Annotated in this window: 22 protein-coding genes, 1 tRNA gene and 1 riboswitch; of the genes, 8 read left to right on the forward strand and 15 right to left on the reverse strand. The window is 68.1% G+C overall.

Annotated features, from left to right (window positions below):
- Positions 1-10: 10 nt before the first annotated feature.
- Complete coding sequence (locus tag RIN18_RS12400) at positions 11-286, reverse strand: multidrug ABC transporter ATPase (protein ID WP_309104289.1); 276 nt, start codon at positions 284-286, stop codon at positions 11-13.
- A gap of 161 nt (positions 287-447) precedes the next feature.
- Here RIN18_RS12400 and RIN18_RS12405 point away from each other — a divergent pair, with 161 nt between their 5' ends.
- Together RIN18_RS12405 and RIN18_RS12410 are read left to right on the forward strand one after the other, a co-directional pair.
- Positions 448-828, forward strand: coding sequence for a cold shock domain-containing protein (locus tag RIN18_RS12405; protein ID WP_309104290.1), 381 nt, complete (start codon positions 448-450; stop codon positions 826-828).
- Positions 812-1,441, forward strand: coding sequence for a DUF3027 domain-containing protein (locus RIN18_RS12410; protein WP_309104291.1), 630 nt, complete (start codon positions 812-814; stop codon positions 1,439-1,441). The genes RIN18_RS12405 and RIN18_RS12410 overlap by 17 nt, the downstream gene beginning before the upstream one ends.
- Positions 1,442-1,462: 21 nt before the next feature.
- On the opposite strand, the gene serC is transcribed toward RIN18_RS12410, so the two are convergent.
- Positions 1,463-2,575 carry a phosphoserine transaminase gene (gene serC / locus RIN18_RS12415; RefSeq protein ID WP_309104292.1) on the reverse strand — a complete coding sequence of 371 codons (1,113 nt, stop codon included), beginning with the start codon at positions 2,573-2,575 and terminating at the stop codon, positions 1,463-1,465.
- Positions 2,576-2,675: 100 nt separating this feature from the next.
- On the opposite strand from serC, the gene RIN18_RS12420 reads away from it, so the two are divergent.
- The 3 genes from RIN18_RS12420 (at position 2,676) to RIN18_RS12430 (ending at position 5,286) form a co-directional block, all read left to right on the forward strand.
- The gene (locus RIN18_RS12420; RefSeq protein WP_309104293.1) at positions 2,676-3,377 is read left to right on the forward strand and encodes a metal-dependent transcriptional regulator; all 702 of its coding nucleotides are present in this window, start codon (positions 2,676-2,678) and stop codon (positions 3,375-3,377) included.
- Between the two features lie 347 nt (positions 3,378-3,724).
- Complete coding sequence (locus RIN18_RS12425) at positions 3,725-4,450, forward strand: M23 family metallopeptidase (RefSeq protein ID WP_309104294.1); 726 nt, start codon at positions 3,725-3,727, stop codon at positions 4,448-4,450.
- Between the two features lie 338 nt (positions 4,451-4,788).
- Positions 4,789-5,286 carry an HNH endonuclease gene (locus RIN18_RS12430; RefSeq protein WP_309104295.1) on the forward strand — a complete coding sequence of 166 codons (498 nt, stop codon included), beginning with the start codon at positions 4,789-4,791 and terminating at the stop codon, positions 5,284-5,286.
- 251 nt (positions 5,287-5,537) lie between these two features.
- On the opposite strand, the gene RIN18_RS12435 is transcribed toward RIN18_RS12430, so the two are convergent.
- The 9 genes from RIN18_RS12435 to idi all read right to left on the reverse strand — a co-directional run bounded on the left by RIN18_RS12435 (position 5,538) and on the right by idi (position 13,541).
- Positions 5,538-5,611: transfer RNA gene (locus RIN18_RS12435), tRNA-Arg, on the reverse strand.
- Between the two features lie 11 nt (positions 5,612-5,622).
- Positions 5,623-7,806, reverse strand: coding sequence for an MMPL family transporter (locus RIN18_RS12440; RefSeq protein WP_309104296.1), 2,184 nt, complete (start codon positions 7,804-7,806; stop codon positions 5,623-5,625).
- A gap of 38 nt (positions 7,807-7,844) precedes the next feature.
- Positions 7,845-8,711 carry a prenyltransferase gene (locus RIN18_RS12445; RefSeq protein ID WP_309104297.1) on the reverse strand — a complete coding sequence of 289 codons (867 nt, stop codon included), beginning with the start codon at positions 8,709-8,711 and terminating at the stop codon, positions 7,845-7,847.
- Entirely contained in the window at positions 8,708-9,064 is a 357-nt protein-coding gene (locus RIN18_RS12450) for a lycopene cyclase domain-containing protein (RefSeq protein WP_309104298.1), read from the reverse strand. Before RIN18_RS12450 ends, RIN18_RS12445 begins: the two co-directional genes overlap by 4 nt.
- Positions 9,061-9,420, reverse strand: a complete 360-nt coding sequence (locus RIN18_RS12455) for a lycopene cyclase domain-containing protein (RefSeq protein ID WP_309104299.1) — start codon at positions 9,418-9,420, stop codon at positions 9,061-9,063. Before RIN18_RS12455 ends, RIN18_RS12450 begins: the two co-directional genes overlap by 4 nt.
- Entirely contained in the window at positions 9,411-11,024 is a 1,614-nt protein-coding gene (gene crtI / locus RIN18_RS12460; protein WP_309104300.1) for a phytoene desaturase family protein, read from the reverse strand. Before crtI ends, RIN18_RS12455 begins: the two co-directional genes overlap by 10 nt.
- Complete coding sequence (locus RIN18_RS12465; RefSeq protein WP_309104301.1) at positions 11,021-11,938, reverse strand: squalene/phytoene synthase family protein; 918 nt, start codon at positions 11,936-11,938, stop codon at positions 11,021-11,023. The genes crtI and RIN18_RS12465 overlap by 4 nt, the downstream gene beginning before the upstream one ends.
- Positions 11,935-13,017, reverse strand: coding sequence for a polyprenyl synthetase family protein (locus RIN18_RS12470; protein ID WP_309104302.1), 1,083 nt, complete (start codon positions 13,015-13,017; stop codon positions 11,935-11,937). Before RIN18_RS12470 ends, RIN18_RS12465 begins: the two co-directional genes overlap by 4 nt.
- Positions 13,014-13,541, reverse strand: coding sequence for an isopentenyl-diphosphate Delta-isomerase (gene idi, locus RIN18_RS12475; protein ID WP_309104303.1), 528 nt, complete (start codon positions 13,539-13,541; stop codon positions 13,014-13,016). Before idi ends, RIN18_RS12470 begins: the two co-directional genes overlap by 4 nt.
- 84 nt (positions 13,542-13,625) lie before the next feature.
- Between idi and RIN18_RS12480 the strand changes: the two genes are divergently transcribed.
- Positions 13,626-14,276: a MarR family transcriptional regulator gene (locus RIN18_RS12480; RefSeq protein ID WP_309104304.1), complete on the forward strand. Its 651-nt coding sequence runs from the start codon at positions 13,626-13,628 to the stop codon at positions 14,274-14,276.
- A gap of 43 nt (positions 14,277-14,319) precedes the next feature.
- Here the strand turns inward: RIN18_RS12480 and RIN18_RS12485 are convergent, their stop codons facing one another.
- The 3 genes from RIN18_RS12485 to RIN18_RS12495 form a co-directional block, all read right to left on the reverse strand.
- Positions 14,320-14,664, reverse strand: a complete 345-nt coding sequence (locus tag RIN18_RS12485; RefSeq protein ID WP_309104305.1) for an Lsr2 family protein — start codon at positions 14,662-14,664, stop codon at positions 14,320-14,322.
- 41 nt (positions 14,665-14,705) lie between these two features.
- Positions 14,706-15,032 (reverse strand): multidrug efflux SMR transporter, encoded by a 327-nt coding sequence (locus RIN18_RS12490; RefSeq protein ID WP_309104306.1) that lies wholly within the window; start codon positions 15,030-15,032, stop codon positions 14,706-14,708.
- Positions 15,033-15,043: 11 nt separating this feature from the next.
- Positions 15,044-15,111: riboswitch (guanidine-III (ykkC-III) riboswitch) on the reverse strand.
- 64 nt (positions 15,112-15,175) lie between these two features.
- Complete coding sequence (locus RIN18_RS12495; RefSeq protein ID WP_309104307.1) at positions 15,176-16,036, reverse strand: LuxR C-terminal-related transcriptional regulator; 861 nt, start codon at positions 16,034-16,036, stop codon at positions 15,176-15,178.
- A gap of 108 nt (positions 16,037-16,144) precedes the next feature.
- Here RIN18_RS12495 and RIN18_RS12500 point away from each other — a divergent pair, with 108 nt between their 5' ends.
- On the forward strand, positions 16,145-16,492 hold the full coding sequence (locus RIN18_RS12500; protein ID WP_309104308.1) for a DUF485 domain-containing protein: 348 nt from the start codon (positions 16,145-16,147) through the stop codon (positions 16,490-16,492).
- Positions 16,493-16,503: 11 nt separating this feature from the next.
- The gene (locus RIN18_RS12505; RefSeq protein WP_309104309.1) at positions 16,504-18,126 is read left to right on the forward strand and encodes a cation acetate symporter; all 1,623 of its coding nucleotides are present in this window, start codon (positions 16,504-16,506) and stop codon (positions 18,124-18,126) included.
- A 95-nt stretch (positions 18,127-18,221) separates the two neighbouring features.
- Here RIN18_RS12505 and RIN18_RS12510 read toward each other — a convergent pair whose 3' ends face one another.
- Positions 18,222-18,743 carry a methylated-DNA--[protein]-cysteine S-methyltransferase gene (locus tag RIN18_RS12510; protein ID WP_309104310.1) on the reverse strand — a complete coding sequence of 174 codons (522 nt, stop codon included), beginning with the start codon at positions 18,741-18,743 and terminating at the stop codon, positions 18,222-18,224.
- Between the last annotated feature and the right edge of the window lie 149 nt (positions 18,744-18,892).

Consider the following 18,892-nt stretch of genomic DNA (forward strand, 5'->3'; position numbering starts at 1 on the left):
GTCCGGCGCCTCAGGACCGCGACCCCGCGCGTCCCTTCCTGATGAAGCTCGTCACGAGGAGAGAGATGATCAGCACGAACGCCAGCGGCAGCCCCCACAACGGGATGCCGGCGATCAGCGGCCACGCGCCCTCTCCGAAGGCGGCCTGATCCATTCCGACCGCACTGCCGATGATGATCGAGAAGAAGCACAGCACGGATGCCGCCGCGAGGCCGAGCGCGGTGAACGCGAGAATCCGGTCGACCCGGCGGACGGTGACGTCCGGTCCGGAACTCTGCATGCTCATCTGCCTCAGCCTACTCGCACCCCGGGCCAGGCTCGTGCCGGGGCGCCTCGTGGCGCCTCGTCTCCGCACTTCGTCGACCCCGGTCGTGCCGCGACCGGTAGGCTTGCAATGGACGCGCTTTCGCGCGCCTTCCGTTAGGTCCAACACAGCGAGGTTCTCCCATGCCCACCGGCAAGGTCAGGTTCTACGACGACGACAAGGGTTTCGGCTTCATCGCCAGCGATGACGGCCAGGACGTGTTCCTGCACGCCTCCGCTCTGCCCGCCGGCGCCGCTGTGAAGGCGGGCGCGCGGGTCGAGTTCGGCGTCGCCGACGGCAAGCGCGGTCTGCAGGCGCTGTCGGTGCGCGTGCTCGAGGCCCCGCCGAGCCTTTCTAAGGCGCAGCGCAAGCCCGCCGATGACATGGCGATCATCGTCGAAGATCTGGTGAAACTGCTCGACGACATCGGCGGAGATCTGCGTCGCGGTCGCTACCCCTCGTCCGGCCACGGCCGCAAGATCGCGGCGGTTCTGCGCAAGGTAGCCGATGACCTCGAAGCGTGACGCCGACGAACGTCTGATCGGCGCTCACGATCTCGCGCTCGCCGCGCTGCGCGAGATCACCCCCTCTTCGACCATCGGTCCCGCAGCCGGCTACCTCCTCGAGGAGGACGGCTCGGTCTCGCTGCGTTTCGCGAACCGTCTGCCGGGATACCCCGGATGGCACTGGACGGTGACGGTCGCCCGGGTGGAGGAGAGCGACCCGACGGTTCTGGAGGTCGAACTGCTTCCGGGCGAGGGCGCGCTCCTCGCGCCGGAGTGGGTGCCGTGGGTCGAGCGCCTAGCTGAATACCGCGCCCACCAGGCCGAACTCGCGGAGCAGGCCGCTGCCGATGCCGCAGGCTCCGAATCGGTCGACGGCATCGTGCCGGCGGGCCTCGATGGAGCCGAGGAACTCGACGACGACGAACTCGACGAACTCGACGAACTCGACGAACTCGATGAGCTCGACGACGATGAGGACCACGAGGCCGACATCCTGCATGCCGGTGATCTCGACGGCGTCGACATCGACGAACTCGATGACTCCGGCGATGATCTCGACGACGAGCTCGACGACGCCGACGAGCTCGATGACGCCGAGGACGACGACGCCGAGGACGACGACGAAGAATAGCCGCGGCCGGGCCGCGCGGTGCTACGCGGCGGTGTGGGCCAGCACGTGATCGATGGCGCGTGTGAGCTGTCGCACATCGTCGGGATCGATCGAGACGAACGTCGCCACACGCAGCTGATTGCGGCCGAGCTTGCGATAGGGCTCGGTGTCGACGATCCCGTTGGCGCGCAGGGTCTTCGCCAGGGCAGCGGCATCGATGCTCGCGTCGAAGTCGATGGTGACGACGACGGGGGAGCGGTGCTCGATCGCCGACACGAAGGGGGTCGCGACCGGCGAGGCCTCGGCCCAGTCGTACAGCACCGACGATGACTCGGCGGTGCGGGCGGCTGCCCATGGCAGCCCGCCGTTGCCCAGGATCCAGCTCAGCTGGCTCTCGAGCAGGTGCAGCGTCGTCAATGCAGGGGTGTTGAGCGTCTGGTTGAGACGGGAGTTGTCGACGGCGTTCTTCAGGCTGAGGAACTCGGGGATGTAGCGCCCGGACGCCGCGATCCGCTCGATCCGCTCGATCGCGGCGGGCGATGCAGCCGCGAACCAGAGTCCTCCGTCGGAGCCGAGGTTCTTCTGTGGCGCGAAGTAGTAGACATCCGCTTCGGACGCATCGAAGTCGATGCCCCCGGCAGCGCTGGTCGCATCGATCACGGTGAGCGCGCCGTCGGCCGGCACCCGCTGGACGGGTGCGGCGACGCCCGTCGACGTCTCGTTGTGGGGCCAGGCGTAGACGTCGACACCCTCGACGATCTCCGGCGACAGGCGCGAACCCGGCTCGGCCTTGCGGACGTCTGGGGCCTCGAGCCACGGTGCGCCTGCCGCTGCGGCGAACTTCCCGCCGAACTCGCCGAACACCAGGTTCTGGCTGCGGCGCTCGATGAGGCCGAAGGCCGCGGCATCCCAGAACGCGGTCGAGCCGCCGTTGCCGACGAGGAGCTCGTAGCCTTCCGGCAGGCGGAAGAGCGCTGCGAGCTGCTCACGTACGCTCCCGACGAGGTTCTTCACCGGCGCCTGTCGGTGCGATGTGCCCAGCAGGCTCGTCCCTGCCGCGGCGAGTGCGTCGAGCTGCGCAGGGCGCACCTTCGAGGGCCCGCAACCGAAGCGGCCGTCAGCGGGCAGGAGTGCGCGGGGGATCTCGATCGCCATGCCTCGATTCTAGGGCGTCGCCCGTTCGCTCACCTCCGGCCGCGGATCCGATGTCGGCACGGGAATGTAGGCTTGCCTAAGAACACCCGGAGGCCAGCACATGACCGATCTGATCGACACCACGGAGATGTACCTCCGCACCATCCTCGAGCTCGAAGAGGAGAACATCGTGCCGCTGCGCGCACGCATCTCTGAGCGGCTCGGTCACTCCGGGCCCACCGTGTCGCAGACCGTCGGGCGGATGGAGCGTGACGGTCTCGTGATCGTCTCCGAGGATCGCACGCTGGAGCTCACCGACGCCGGCAGGCGCAAAGCCGTCGACGTCATGCGCAAGCACCGGCTGGCAGAGCGGCTGCTCTCGGACGTGATCGGTCTCGACTGGGCCTATGTGCACGAAGAGGCCTGCCGGTGGGAGCACGTCATGAGCGAGCAGGTCGAGCGTCGCCTCGTTGAGCTGCTCGGTCACCCGACCGAATCTCCCTACGGCAACCCGATCCCGGGGCTCGACCAGCTCGGCGACCTCCCCGCGCGCACCTTCGACGAGGGAGTCATCGGTCTGGTGCAGAAGCTGAACGCCGCCGGCACGCCGGTCGAGGGCACCGTCCGACGCCTCGCCGAGCCGGCCCAGGTCGACCCCGAACTGCTGCAGCAGCTCCGCGACGCCGGTGTGGTCCCGGGTGCACACGGTGACTATCGCTTCAACGAGGGGTACGTGCTCATCCAGATGGACGGCAGTGACGAAGGACTCGAGCTTCCCGTCGAGCTCGCCTCTCACATCTTCCTCGTGGGCGAGCCCGTCTGAGGCCCATTCGGCACGAGTCCGAGGCCGCTCTGCGAGCATTGCCAGGTTCACAGGGTGACATGATCGTTATCTTCCGGTAACCTCGGACAGGTCGCCGGCGAAGAAGCCCGCTGGCGATCGCCGTGAGGATTGCCTTCCAGGCTCGTCGTCTTCACGGTTGGATGCACAACGTACCCCGAGCTACATTCGTGCCACGAGAAACAGAGTGCCGACGAGCCAGCGCTACCCGAAGCGTGCAGGCGCAGGAGGACCCACCTTTGGCCGCAGACATCGATTCGCCCTCGAACACATCTGAAGACCGCACCCCCGTACGCCGCACCCCGGCGCGCGTTCACGCCCGACAGGCTGTGAAGCCGCTGCGTTCGGTCGCGATCTTCGCCGCGGTGGGGGCGCTTGTCGCCGCCATCGCGCTGCCGGCGTACGCGGCCGCGAAGCCGGCGGAGGCAGCGACGACCATCCAGCAGCTCGCGGCCGACGATGCACAGTCGCTCGTCGTCGCGTCTCAGGCCACCGCCGCACCGCTCAGCCGCGGCACGTTCACGGCGACCACCCCCGACGAGATCGCCAAGAAGAAGGCCGAAGAGGCGGCTGCCGCGCGCGCCGCCGCAGCTGCGAAGGTCGCATCCACGGCAGGCGGACGCGTCAACACCGCAGGCTATGCACTCGTCGCGCCGGGATCGGGCGAGGTTCGCTACCCGCTCCCTCCCGGTTCCTACACTGAAGGCCGCACCATCGGCGGCGGCCACCAGGGCGTCGACATGCTCGCCCCCGCCGGCACCCCGATCTACGCCACCGCGGCCGGAGTCGTCCGAGTCTCATCGGAGAGCTATTACGGCTACGGCGTCGGGGTCGTCATCGACCACGTCATCGGCGGCCAGCGCGTTTCGTCCACCTACGGACACATGACCTACGGCTCCCGGCAGGTGCAGGCCGGACAGTCGGTCTCCGCAGGCCAGCTGATCGGCTTCGTCGGCAGCACCGGCCGCTCGACGGCGAACCACCTGCACTTCGAGGTGTTCATCAACGGCGGCATCGTCGAGCCTTACTCCTGGCTCGCAGCGAACGCGGGCTGACCGCACTCGCAACCTCGTTCGCACCCGCGACCTCGAACACGCCCCTGACCGTTCACTCCCTGTTCGGCCCGCAGGGCCGCGGAATGGGTTAGCCTGAACCCGTTGTCGCATAGGCGGGAGAAGCTGATGGAGCGAATACCGAGCATCCGAACCATGGATGCCCTCGGCCGTTACGTTCTTCAGCATCGCCCGCAGGGACGCCACGGTGCTGCCGTGCGCAAAAGGCGCTGTCTCTGAGACAGCGCCTTTTCTCGTCCCTGCGAACCCTCTGCCGCCTGTTCGACCTCGTGTGAGTCGAGAGTGCCGGGAAGCCGTCCCGGCGGATCGAGAGGATGCTGATGCGCACACTGGTCTTGAACGCAGGATACGAGCCGCTCGCGGTCGTGTCATTCAAACGGGCCTTGGTACTCGTGATGAATGACAAGGCGACCGTGATCGAGCGTGTCGAGGACGATCCCGTCTGGGGCAGCCACGGGGTGTACGAGCGCCCCGCCGTGATCATCCTCTCGCGCTACGTTCGGGTACCGGCCAGCAGACGGATGCCGGTCACGCGCCGTGGCGTGCTGCGTCGCGACAACCACCGGTGCGGGTACTGCGGCAAAGCCGCGTCGACGATCGACCACGTGCTCCCGCGCTCGCGTGGGGGAGCGGACTCCTGGGAGAACCTCGTCGCCTGCTGCCTGCGCTGCAACAACATCAAGAGCGACCGCACCCCGCAGGAGATGCGGTGGGAGTTGCGGATCACGCCGCGACCACCTCACGGCGCGTCCTGGACGGTACGAGGCACCGAGCGCAGCGATCCGCGGTGGGAGCCGTACCTCGCGCTCGCTGCCTGACGGCGGTCGCGACGCTCGCGATGAGATCGAGACGCGTCGCGATGGATGCGGCGATCCGCCGCTTCGCGACGGATCGGAGGTCGGCTCGCGTGCCCTCGAGTCCTCCATCGCCACTCCGCGCGCCGCGCGTTTGACGGTTCGGCTCGCGTCCGGATCGAAGGTGGCGCGCGGAGCCTCGGACGATGGGGCCCGCTGGCGAAGGGCTTAGACGCCGTCGCGGGCCACCCTCCGGGCGGCCCGCGGCGACGTCGTGCCCTCGACAGGATTCGAACCTGCGACCTGCCCTTTAGGAGAGGGCTGCTCTATCCTGCTGAGCTACGAGGGCGTGCGTCCAGTCTATGAGATGCCGCGTCCCAGCTTCGACGGCCACCAGATGCGCCGGCCGATGTCGTAGGCGAGCGCCGGCACCAGCAGCGACCGCACCACGAACGTGTCGAGCAGCACGCCGAACGCGACGATGAAGGCGAGCTGCACCAGGAACAGGATCGGGATCACCGACAGGGCAGCGAACGTGGCCGCGAGCACCAGCCCGGCCGACGTGATGACTCCTCCGGTGATCGCGAGGCCGCGCACGATGCCGTCTCTGGTCCCGTGAGCGCGCGATTCCTCCCGGACGCGGGTCATGAGGAAGATGTTGTAGTCGATCCCGAGAGCGACCAGGAAGACGAATCCGAACAGCGGCACCGCCGGGTCGGCACCCGGGAAGCCGAAGATGCCGTTGAACACGACCGCCGAGACGCCCATCGCGGTTCCGAACGACAGCACCGTGGTGGCGATGAGCAGGATCGGCGCGAGGACGGATCGCAGCAGCAGCATCAGGATCAGCAGGATCACCCCGAGGATGACAGGGATGATGAGCGTCCGGTCATGGATGGACGCATCGTCGGTATCGACCGCGGTGGCGGTGACGCCGCCCACGAGGGCGTCGGTGCCTGCGAGCGCGTCGCGCATCTCGCGGACACTCACCGTCGCGGCCTCGGAGTCGGCGGCATCGGTCAGCGTGGCCTGGAGCAGGACGCGGCCGTCCACCACGGTCGGCTCCGGCGCGGGTGTCCCCGGGGGCCCGACGGCTGAGACGCCGTCCTCGGTCAGGGCGGCCGTTCCGCTGGGCGAGTCGGATGCTGTCACCGAGACGGCGTCGACGCCATCGAGGGCGAGGAGTGCCTCGGCGGTCGCCTGGAGATCCGCCTCGCCCGTCACGACGTACGCCGGGCTGCCGGAGCCGCCGGGGAAGTGCTCACCGAGCGCCACCTGCCCGTCGCGCGCCTCCGATGCGCCGAGGACGAGGTCGGACTGCGGCACGCCCGAGGCGTCGAGCTGGGGCACGCCGAGGGCCCCTACCGCCAGCACGAGCGTCGTCACGATCCAGATCGTCCGGGGGCGTCGGCTGATCGCGCGCGCAAGCCGCGCCCAGAGGCCGGTCGTCGGCATCCCACCCTCCGCCGCCACCGCGTCGGGTTCGAACAAGGGGCGGCGCGGCCAGAATGCGGCGCGGCCGAAGAGAAGCAGCAATGATGGAAGCAGGGTCAGTGCCGAGAGCATCGCGAAGACGATCCCGATCGCAGCGACCGGGCCCAGTGTGCTGTTGGATTTCAGGTCACTGAGGAGGAGACACAACAGCCCGGCGATCACCGTGCCGCCTGAGGCGACGATGGGCTCGACCGAGCCCTTCCACGCCGCTGCCACCGCGGCGCCCCTGTCCTGCGTGCTGCGCAGTTCTTCGCGGAATCGCGCGACGAACAACAGCGAATAGTCGGTGGCCGCGCCGATGACCAGGATGAACAGGATGCCCTGGGTCTGGCCGCTCAGCAGCAGCACCTCCGCGTTCGCCAGTGACCACACGACGAGCAGCGAGACGCAGAGCGCGAAGAGGCTCGTCGAGAGCACGACGACCGGCAGCAGCAGCGAGCGGTACACCAGCACGAGGATCACGAGGACGGCGAGGAGGGCTACGCCGAGCAGCAGACCGTCGATGCCGGCGAAGCCGGCGACGAGATCCGCGGTGAATCCCGCGGGACCGGTGACGAAGACGTCGACGCCGTCATCGACGGCGGCGCGCAGGTCGTCTCCGAGTTCGGACACGACGTCGCCGATGTCGGCGTCGCTCGCTATGGGGACGAAGACCTGCACGGCTCGACCATCCTCGGAGGGCAACGGGGGCGAGAGGTCGCCCTCGACACCCGCGACGTCCTTCGCTGCCGTCACGGCATCCGTGATCTCATCCAGCTGACTGCTGGTCAGCTCCGAGTCGGCCACGAACACCACGATCGCGGGAATCGCATCGGAATCCGTGAACTCGTCGAGCACGGCCTGCACCTTCGTCGCGTCGGCCGACTCTGGCAGGTAGGTGGTCTGGTCGTTCGATGAGACCTCGTCGATCCTGCCGAACAGCGGGCCCCCGAAGGAGGCGCCGGCGAGCCACAGCACGATCAGCGCCGCCGGGAGCAGCACGCGCACCCACGATCGGTTGCGGACGCGCTGACGACGACGCAGCGGCGAGGCGGGTTCGGAGGCGGTCATCTCGGTCTTTCGGGGTCGAGGCAGAGGGGAGCCGGCCGTCACGAGATCCAGGCGAGGATCAGCAGCATGGTGGCGAGGAAGCCGGACAGATAGTTGAGCGCGATGAAGCGGCGCCAGGACGCGTTCGTTCGGGCCGATGTCCCATCGGTGACGTTCCACCACCCCACCGCGTTGAGCAGGTAGGGCACGGCGAGCAGTGCGGCGAGCGGACCCGGCCACCCCGTCGTCAGCATCAGCGCACCGGCGAGCGTCCACAGCGCCAGGGAGAGCCGGACGGTCGCCCGCGCTCCGATCGCCGTCGCGATGGAGCCGATTCCCGCGTCGCGGTCGGGACCGATGTCCTGAACGGCGCCGAATGCGTGCGCGGCCATGCCCCAGAGGAAGAAGGCGCCGAGGATCGTGATGTTGCCCACCGTCACCGGCTCTCCGGCGAGGGCGATCCCGAACACGGCCGGGCTGACGAAGTGCGTGCTCGATGTGATCGAGTCGAGGAACGGCCGCTCCTTGAACCTCAGCCCCGGCACGGAGTACGCGATCACCGCGAACACGCTGAGCGTGAGCCACAGCGTGGAAGCGGGGTTGCCAACGACGACGAGGAAGACGAGGAACGGCACATTCGACAGCGCTGCGGCCCACAGCGTGGGCCGGTGCAGACGCGGGGCGAGCAGTGCCCCCTCGATTCCGCCCTTTCGCGGGTTCGCGACGTCCGAGGCGTAGTCGAACACGTCGTTGATGCCGTACATCGCCAGGTTGTATGGGATCAGGAAGTAGATGACGCCGATGACGAGCGTTGTGTCCACCTCGCGCGTGCTGAGCAGATAGGCGGCCCCGAAGGGGAAGGCGGTGTTGATCCAGCTCACCGGCCTCGAGGAGAGCACGATCTGCGCGACGCCGGAACCGGTCATCGGATGCCGCCAGAGCGGTCGTCGGCAGCGCGATCCTCTGCCGGGTGTCGTCGCCGTCGCCGGAGGGCGGCGACCCACACGCTCGGAAGCAGCAGGACCGCCGCCATCGGGTAGGCGAAGTCCTCGATGGGAGCGAGTCCGACGTGGAGGCCCAGAAGCTGAGAGGGCGCGTAGTGGAAGAGCTCCGACCCGATCATCACGTTGTCGAACACTGCGGTCAGCAGCAGCAGGGCGGCGGCGCTGATCGCGAGCCCGCCCATCGACGGACGCCGCGTTCGCGCGATGAGAGGAAGCAGCGCGCCTGCGATCGCGGCCACGGCGAGAAAGCACAGTGAGAGGGAGGGGTAGCTCACGGTCGCTCACCCCCACCAGTCCGAGCCGTCGCCGAAGCGGTGCGGCGGCGCGCGATGAGCCGCACGCTGCCGGTGTAGAGCACCATCGTGCACAGCACGAGGAAGAGGAGGAACACCGGCTCTTCGATCGGCAGATGCGGAGCGAGCAGGATGCCGGTCGCCGCCGGTCCGTCGCCGCGCAGGAAGATGCCCAGCGCGATTCCCGCCACGTCCCAGGTCAGGAAGAACGCGAGCCCGACGACCATGACGATCGCCGCGGCCAGCGGGTCTCGCCAGAAGAACAGCCGGTAGCGCCAGTCCAGCAGCAGCATGCAGCCGGAGGCCCCGAGCAGGAGTGCGAGGTAGATCATGCCCATGACGCAGCTCCGCCCTGCGTCGCGAGCGGCTCGGGCTCGACGAGTGGGCCGCCGCTGTGGTCTCCGCGGACGCGCTTGAGCACCAGCTCGGCGCTGATCAGGCACATCGGCACGCCGACGCCAGGCGCCGTGGTCGCGCCGGCGTAGTAAAGACCCGAGACGCGCTTCGATGCGTTCTGCGCCCGGAACATCGCGCTCTGCCGCAGAGTGTGCGCGGGGCCCAGCATCCCTCCGCGCCAGGAGTGGTAGTCGCGCGCGAAATCCAATGGCCCTCTGGTCTCCCTGACGACGATCCGCTCGCGCAGATCCGGGATGCCGGCCCATCGCGCGACCTGATCGATCGCCGCGTCCGCGACCTCTTCGATCGCCGCGTCACCGGTGCCGTCCGGACCGCCCGCGCCCAGCGAGATGTCGGCGGGAATCGGGATCAGGACGAAGAGGTTGTCATGCCCCGAGGGCGCGACCGCGGCATCGGTGGCGCTCGGCCGGCAGACGTACGCGGATGCGGGGGAGGGCACGCGGGGCGATCCACCGAAGATGGCGTCGAAGTTCGCGTCCCAGTCGCGGGTGAAGAAGAGCGAGTGATGCGGGAGCTGTGCCAGTTCTCCGCGTATGCCCAACATGACGAGCACCGCTCCGGGACCGCTGGTGCGCCGGCTCCACCACGCCTCCGGATAGGTGCGCTGCGCCGGCGGCAGCAGGGCGTTCTCGGTGTGGTGCAGGTCGGCGCCGGAGACGACGATGTCGGCAGCCTCGGTGTGCTCGACCCCGTGCTCGTCACGCCACCGAACCCCGGTCGCGCGGCTCCTGCGCCGGCCGACGGGTTCGGTTTCGATGCGCAACGCTGTCGCTCGCGTGATGATGGTGGCGCCCGCGCCGATGGCGAGGGCCTCCAGTCGCTGGATGATCGCCCAGAACCCGCCCTGGGGGTACTGCACGCCGTCATCGAGGTCGAGTGCGCTCATCAGGTGGTACATCGCCGGGGCCTCGGCAGGGTGCGTGCCGAGGAACACGGCGGGATACCCGAGGATCTGCCGCAGCACCGGATGCGCGAACCGCCGTGCGGCCCACGCCTCCAGCGGGGTGAGCAGCAGCCTCGCGAGTTCGGGGGCCGCCCGGACGATCTCTGCTCTGGCAAGCGTGCCCGGGCGGGTGAACGGGTTGTACAGGAAGTGCTTCTCGGCCATCTCGCTCGCGTGCCTCGCCGAGTTCAGGTAACTCTGCAGCGCGGCGCCGGCCCCGGGTTCCAGCTCCTCGAACAGTCGCGACACCCGATCGGCGCCGCGCGGCACGGTGACGACGAAAGCCTGACCTTCGCCGTCCGCCGGCTCGCTGAAGACGCGGTAGCCGGGCTCGAGAAACGTGAGGTCGAGCTCCCGGTCGGTGCTGGTGCCCATCATGGCGAAGAAGTGGTCGAACACCCGCGGCATGAGATACCAGGACGGCCCCGTGTCGAATCGGAAGCCGTCTCTTCCGATCGATCCCGCGCGGCCTCCGACCGCGGCGTTCTTCTCGAGCACGACGACGTCGTGACCGTCGCGGGCGAGGAGGCCGGCGGTGGCGAGTCCGGCGACACCGGCGCCGATGACCACGACGCGGCTCATCGGCGCTCCAGCCAGGTGCGGATGACGGCGGATGCGGTCAGCAGGGCCTTCTGAAGGTCGGGAACCCGGACTCGTCGTCGGTAGAGGTCTGCGGCGGGGGTACGCGCGATGCGATCGGTGAGCGCCGAGAACAATGCCAGAGCACTGCGCACCGCGGTCCGCGAATCGCGAGGCAGCAGGGGGATCGCTCGTCGTGCCTGCTCCAGTTGCCCGCGGATCGTGCCCACCCAGGCGTCACGGTCGGCATCCGTCAGACGGCTCGCTCCGGTGAGGTAGCCGCGTCGCAGCCGTTGCGTGTCGTCGGCGAGATCGCGAAGGAAGTTGATGTTCTGGAATGCGGCGCCCAGCTGACGCGCACCGGTGCGAAGGCTTTCGAGCTCCGCCGGCCCGCGCACCTGGCCCTGCAGGAAGACCTGCAGGCACATCAGCCCGACGACCTCCGCAGACCCGTAGACGTACCGCCCGTGCGCTCGGGCGTCGTAGGCGGTGAAGCCCGGGGCGTCATCCGCGCCGGGCAGATCGCTCTGCATCGATGCGAAGAACGGCACGGTCAGCTCTTCATCGATACCGACCTCGCGCGCGGTGCGGGCGAAGGCGTGCAGGATCATGTCGCTGCTGTAGCCCGTGCGCATCGCGCGGTGCGTCTCGCTGCGGTAGTCGCTCAACGCGGCGTTCTGCGCGCGCGGATCCAGGCCCGCCTCGGCGGCGACGCCGTCGACGATCTCGTCGGCGATCCGCACCATCGCGTAGATGTTGCGGATATGCCGCCGGTGCCGGCGCCCCAGAAGCCGCGTGGCGAGTCCGAACGACGTCGAGTAGGTGCGGATCACGTCCCTGGTGGCGATCTCGGCGGTGCGAGTGAACCGATCCAGGGATTCCTTCCCCGGCGACGACTCGCCGGCCTGAGGCTTCATCGCCGCCTGCCCTCGATGCTCCGGGCGACGGCGACGATCGCCAGACGCGCTGCCTCCGGGATCCCGCTGGTCCCGTCGCCGTTCTCCAGTGCCTCGTGCACCGCGGTCAGCTGGTCGTCCACGAGGCTGCGGATGAATGACTCGGCGCCGCACCGGATCAGCAGCTGCCGTATTCGCGCCGCATCGTCGGGCAGGAGGTCGCCCTGCCCGAAGCGGGGTTCGATGCTCGACCACTCGCTGGTCATCCGGGCATAAGCGATGATCGCCGTCTCCTTGCCCGAACGCAGATCTGCGTGGGCGTCCTTCCCGTGCACGGCATGGTCGCCGAAGACCGAGAGGTGATCGTCCTGGAGTTGATACGCGAGCCCGAGATGACGACCGATCTCGACCATGCTCGACTCGACCGCCGGGGCGGCGTCGGCCAGGATCGCCGCGGCGCGCAGCGGGAGCGCGAAGGAGTACGTCGCGGTCTTGTAGGCGGTCATCGCGAGGATCCGCTGCAGATCGGGTCTGATCACCCCGTCGCTCAAGCCCACGTCGGTGTGCTCGCCGGCCACCGTCTCCAGGACGACGTGCTCGAGAAGGTCGAGGAGCCGCACCCGGGTGCCGGCGCTGACCGCTGCTCTGGAGAAGCCCAGGATCGCCGAGGAGAGCAGCAGGTCTCCCATCAGGATCGCCCCTGAGCGCGCCCAGTGAAGGTCAGCGTCGGTCGCCGCCGCGTGGTCGCCCTCGATTCCGGCAAGCGAGCCGATCAGGTTCGGTCGATGCCGACGGATCAGGTCGCCGTCGATCACGTCGTCATGCAGGAGGAAGGCGAAGTGGAGCAGCTCGATGTCGGCGGCGAGTTCGATCGCGACCTCGGCGCCCTGCGCCGACGAGCCGGGCGTCAGCGCGCGATGCACGTCGAGCAGCAGTCGAGGGCGGATGAGCTTTCCCCCGAGGACGTGGTCGGCTGCGAGTCTCCACAGGGTGGCGAACTCGTCGCCGTACTCCGCCGCTGCGACGCTGCGCTCGCTGAAGCGCCGACGCAGGGCGTCCTCGATCGTGCGGGAGAGATCCTCCTGCGTCGTGATCGTCATCGCCGCATCTCGCCGTGAGCGCGCAGCAGTGGCAACTGCTCTCTGAGCCAAGGACTGAAGACGAACGGCGTCCGCTCTATGGCTTCGGCGAGGTCTTCCGTCCCCACCCACGCCCATTCCGACACCTCGTCGGGGTCCGGATCGAGCCGGCCGTCGATGACGGCGACATGGACCGGGCAGATCTCGTTCTCGACGATGCCGCTCGCATCGACCGCGCGGTAGCGGTAGTCGGGGAGAACGAGGCGGATCGACGTCAACGCGACCCCCAGCTCCTCTTGAGCCCGTCGCCGGACAGCGTCGAGCATGTCCTCTCCGGGTCGCGGGTGGCCGCAGAAGCTGTTGGTCCAGACCCCCGGCCAGGTCTTTTTTCCGAGGGCGCGCCGGGTGACCAGCATTCGCCCATCGGAGTCCGTGATGTGACAGGAGAACGCGAGATGCAGCGGTGTCTGCGTCGTGTGCACCTCATCCTTGGCGAGAACCCCGACGGCGATCCCGTTGTCGGAGAGGAGGATCACGTCATCCATCGCCGTCCTCTCCGGGTGGTGGCATTCGCTAGCTAAGCGAGTAGTTACCCTAGCATGAAGTCGTTCCTTGTGTAGCATGATCGCATGGACAACGAGCCCGGCGCCATCCCCCAGGGAAGATCGCCGCGGCCGCTCGTTGACTCGGCGCCTTCGGAAGCGGTCACACCCGACGGTCTCAGTCACTCCGCGATCTACGATGTCGATGCCAGTGACCCGCGGAGTACCCTCATCGACCGCACCGGTGTCTCGCCCGAAGGGCTGCGGCAGATCGCATCGCTCATGGGCGCGCTGGGAGACCTTCGGGATGCCGAGATGCGACTGTCGCGCGCGTCGCGGCGCTACATGCAACTCAACGAGACTGACATGCGCGCATTGCACTACCTGATCGTCTGCGCGAACCGCGAGGTCATCGCCACACCCGGCGGGATCGCACAGCACCTGGGGATCTCGACCGCGTCCACGACGAAGCTTCTCGACCGCCTCGAGAGAGGTGGCCACATCCTCCGAGCGCCGCACCCGACCGACCGCCGCGCGCTCGCCATCACGATCACGCCCGAAACGCGGCTCGCCGCGATGGAGACCGTCGGGCGACAGCAGGCCAAGCGCTTCTACGCGGCCGCTCGACTCAGCGAGGCCGAGCGCGACGTGGTCATCCGCTTCATCAGAGACATGACGGACGAGATCACTCTTCGCGATGAGCCCTGGGCGCAGGAGAGCGCTGGCACGTCCGCGTGAGAATCCGGGCGGCCGGTTCGGCGGCCGCCGGAACCGGCGCTGTTCAGTGTGCGGCGTTGTACGCCTCGACGACCGGTGCCGGAACCCGTCCGCGCTCGGAGAGCTTGTACCCGTTGTCGTTGGCCCACGCCCGGATCGCGGCGACCTCCGGGTTGCGTGCCGCGCGTTTGCGAGGCGACGACGCACGGACACTGCCCGACGACCCGGCGCGGCGGCCCGCAGAGATGTACGGCTCGAGAGCTCTGCGCAATTCCTCGGCGTGCTCCGTATTCAGGTCGATCTCGTAAGACGTGCCGTTGAGCGAGAAATGCACCGTCTCGCCTTCGCCCACCTCGAGGACGCTGCCGTCGATATCGTCGACCAGTTGGTGCACAATTCTTCTCGCCATGTCAACGACAATAGCGGGCGGCTCCTATGAGGACAACCGCGCTATTCATGTCCGGGGTCGATCAGTTTCAACCCCACAATGCACCCGACGAGTCCCAGCAGGAGCAGAATCCGGACCCAGGAGATCTCGGTGTCACCCGTGATCATCGCCCAGATGACGGTGAGCGAGGCGCCGATGCCCACCCATACGGCATAGGCAGTGCCTGTAGCGATATCGCGCATCGCGAATGCGAGCCCGAACATCGACAATGCGAGTCCGACGAAGAATATGACGCTCGGCCAGAGCTTTGTCAGTCCCTCGGATTTACCCAGAGCGGTCGCCCAGACGGCCTCGAGCACACCGGATGCGATCAGAACGATCCATGACATGTCGGTCCCTTTCGGACCAGTCTTGTCGCGTGCCGGGTACTGGTCTTGCCTCGTCCGGGATCGGGAGGGCCGATCGCTTCCAAGAATAGCCAACCGGGCTGGGCAGGCGCTGGGCAGAATCGAGGCAGCGGTGTTCTGCGTGCTCAGGGCAGAAGTCCGGCCCGACGGGCCTTCACCACCGCTGCATGCCGCGTCGACGCGTCGAGTTTGGACATCGCCGTGCCGAGGTACGCCTTCACCGTTCCCTCGCGGAGCCCCAGGTGGGCCGCGATCTCGGTATTTGTCGAACCGAGGGCCGCGCACGCCAGCACATCGGTCTCCCGGGGTGAGAGACGCACGCTCGACAGCGCTCCGGTGGCCGGTGCGAGGGATTCGCCGGCGAGCGTCAGCAGCCGTCTCTCCACTTCTGCAAGGCGGGCCCGGAGGGCTGAGTCGTCAACGGATGCTGCGATGCTGCGCAGTTCCGCGAAGCTCTCGCGCAGCTCCTCGCGTTGTGAGGTGGCAACGACGGTGGCGGCGGGCGGCGCGCTCGTGCGCAGGCGTCTGTCCACCTCGTCGCGGATGCGCATCTCGTCCGCCACCGACTGCGCGACCTGCATCGCCGGGGCCGTGGTGACTCCGCCGATCTGCGTCTGTTCCCAGGCGCCGGCGTACAGCACACCGCGCGAGCGCCCGTTGACCACGATCGGAACCGCCAGGAGCGTCCGCAGCCCCTCCCCGAGGATGAAGCCGTCATAGTCGTGGGTGATCTGCTGCGACGAACGATAGTCGCTGGTCATGCGGGGCCGCAGCTCCGTCATCGCCCGACCGCCCAGGCCCCGCTCGGGGCGCACCCTCAGGCCGTCGAGACTGTGCGTGCGGTTGCCCACGATGGTCGTCACGCTCACGGCGCCCTCTTCGACGAGGCCGCCAAAGGCGACGGGGAAACGGGTGCGACGAGACAGTTCGCGCACCGCTCGGGCGACGAGTTCCGTCTCCGACTCCGCGGCGAGAGATGAGCTCACGACTACCTACTTTCGGGGGTGACGGCACCGTGCCCCGTTTCGTAGCGTCGACCCTACCACTCGCACATCGACTCGTGCGGGCTTTGGATCATGTGGCAAGGAGGCCCCATGCCTGACCGAAACGCAATCGATTCCCCGGATGGGATCGATTACATCGCCGTCGAGGAATCGCAGCGATTCCGAACGCTCAAACGAACGCAACGATCATTCATCTTCCCGCTCGCTGCGTTCTTCCTGGTGTGGTATTTCGTCTATGTGCTGCTGGCGGCATTCGCCACCGATTTCATGGGCCAGCGCGTCTGGGGTGACATCACCGTCGGGCTACTGTTCGGTCTCGGGCAGTTCGTGACGACATTCGCGATCACGATGGCGTATGTGGCATTCGCGAACAGGAAACTCGACCCCATCGCGCAGGAAATCCGCGAAGATCTCGAGAAGGCGCAGGCCGGAGCATGAACGTGATCCCCATGGCCGCAGACAATCCCGTCGGCGAGAGCAACCCGGTCCTCAACATTTCGATCTTCCTCGCGTTCGTCGCGGTGACGCTGTTCATCGTCATCCGTGCCAGCCGCAACAACAAGACGGCGGCCGACTACTACGCCGCAGGTCGCTCATTCACCGGACCGCAGAACGGCTTCGCGATCGCGGGGGACTACCTCTCCGCGGCATCCTTCCTCGGCATCTGCGGTGCGATCGCCATCAACGGCTATGACGGGTTCCTGTATTCCATCGGGTTCCTGGTGGCCTGGCTGGTGGCGCTGCTGCTCGTCGCGGAGCTCATGCGCAACACCGGCAAGTTCACGATGGCGGACGTGCTGTCCTTCCGCCTCAAGCAGCGCCCCGTGCGGGTCGCGGCCGCCATCACCACGCTGGCGGTGTGCTTCTTCTATCTGCTCGCGCAGATGGCCGGGGCCGGTGGTCTGGTGTCGCTGCTTCTCGGAATCGACGGCCGCCTGGGGCAGTCGATCGTGATCGCGGTCGTCGGAGTGCTGATGATCGTGTACGTGCTGATCGGCGGCATGAAGGGCACCACCTGGGTGCAGATCGTGAAGGCGTTCCTGCTCATCGGCGGAGCGATCGTGATGACGATCTGGGTGCTGGCGATGCATGGCTTCAGCCTCAACACCCTCCTCGAGGCAGCCGTGGCCAACTCCGACAAGGGCGACGCGATCCTCGCGCCCGGCCTGCAGTACGGCGCCAACCCCTGGGACTTCCTCTCGCTGGGCATGGCGCTCGTGCTCGGAACGGCGGGGCTGCCCCATGTGCTGATGCGCTTCTACACCGTGCCGACCGCCAAGGAGGCGCGTCGCTCCGTGGTGTGGGCGATCTGGCTCATCGGCGGGTTCTATCTGCTCACTCTGGTGCTGGGCTACGGCGCCGGCGCGCTTGTCGGGGCGGACGTCATCGCCAACGCCCCGGGTGGGGTGAACTCGGCGGCCCCGCTCCTCGCGCTCCAGCTCGGTGGCCCGCTGCTGCTCGGCTTCATCTCGGCGGTCGCGTTCGCCACGATCCTCGCCGTCGTGGCGGGGCTGACGATCACCGCGGCGGCGTCGTTCGCGCACGACATCTACGCGAACGTCATCCAGAAGAACAAGAAGGATTCCGCGGGCGCGCCCGCTCAGGCCGATCCGAACGGCGAGGTGAAGGTCGCCCGCCGCACGGTGATCGTCATCGGCATCCTGGCGATCCTCGGCGGCATCGGCGCCCAGGGCCAGAACATCGCCTTCCTGGTGGCGCTGGCTTTCGCTGTCGCAGCGTCTGCGAACCTGCCGACGATCCTCTACTCGCTGTTCTGGCGTCGCTTCACCACGCGCGGTGCGGTGTGGAGCATGTACGGCGGGCTGGGATCGGCGATCCTGCTCATCGTGCTGTCGCCGGTGTTCTCCGGAACGCCGACGTCGATGATCCCGGGGGTCGACTTCGCGATCTGGCCGTTGAACAATCCGGGGATCGTCTCGATCCCGCTCGGGTTCCTCCTCGGCTGGCTGGGTACGATCACCAGCACCACCAAGGAGTCTCCAGAGCTCGCCGCCGAGATGGATGTCCGCTCGCTGACAGGCTTCGGCGCGGAGAAGGCGGTGGACCACTGATCGCGATCGACTGCTCGCGCGCGCTCGCTCCGCAGTGAGCACGTGGACCCCGGCGGCCTACTCGCCGGGGCCCACGTCGTCTCGGCCCCTGTCGATCAACCTCGGGCGGTCGCCTCGAGATCGAGCAGGAATCTCTTGCGCTCGGGGTGCGCCCCATAATGCCCGGGAGAGCCGTCGGAGCGGACGACGCGGTGCACCGGAACGATGATCGAGAAGGGCGTGAGCCGGCAGGCCGTGCCCACGGCGCGAGCGGCACCGGGATGGCCGGCCCGGACCGCCACCTCGCCGTAGCTCATCGTCTCACCCCACGCGATGTCGCAGATCGTGTGCAGGGCGGCCGACGAGAATCCGTCGACGAGGCGCCAGTCGAGGCGAAGCTGCTCATCGAACCGGATGGGCGCTCCTTCGAAGTAGTCGTCGAGCAGGTGCGCGAGTTCGTCAGCTGCACCGGGCGCGGGTTCGGGCACCGCGTGAAGTCGACGAGAGACGTCTTCGAGCAACCAGGGCACGGAGGGGTCCTCGGATTCGGAGAGGTCGAACCGCACGATCCCCTCGTCCGAGAAGACCGCGAGCGCATCTCCGAACGGCGTCGGTGCGAAGTCATAACGGAAGGTCATGACCCCATCCTGACCGGCAGGAGCGCGCGCCGGCAGCGTCCCCTCGCGAACGGGGGAGAACCGACGCCCGCCCGGCTCCGTGCAGGACGGGCGGCGCGGTGGCCGCCTGAAGGCGTGAATACCGTGAAACCCGCCCGGGATACAGCCGC

The organism is Microbacterium sp. (assembly GCF_031179285.1).
Lineage (GTDB): Bacteria > Actinomycetota > Actinomycetes > Actinomycetales > Microbacteriaceae > Microbacterium.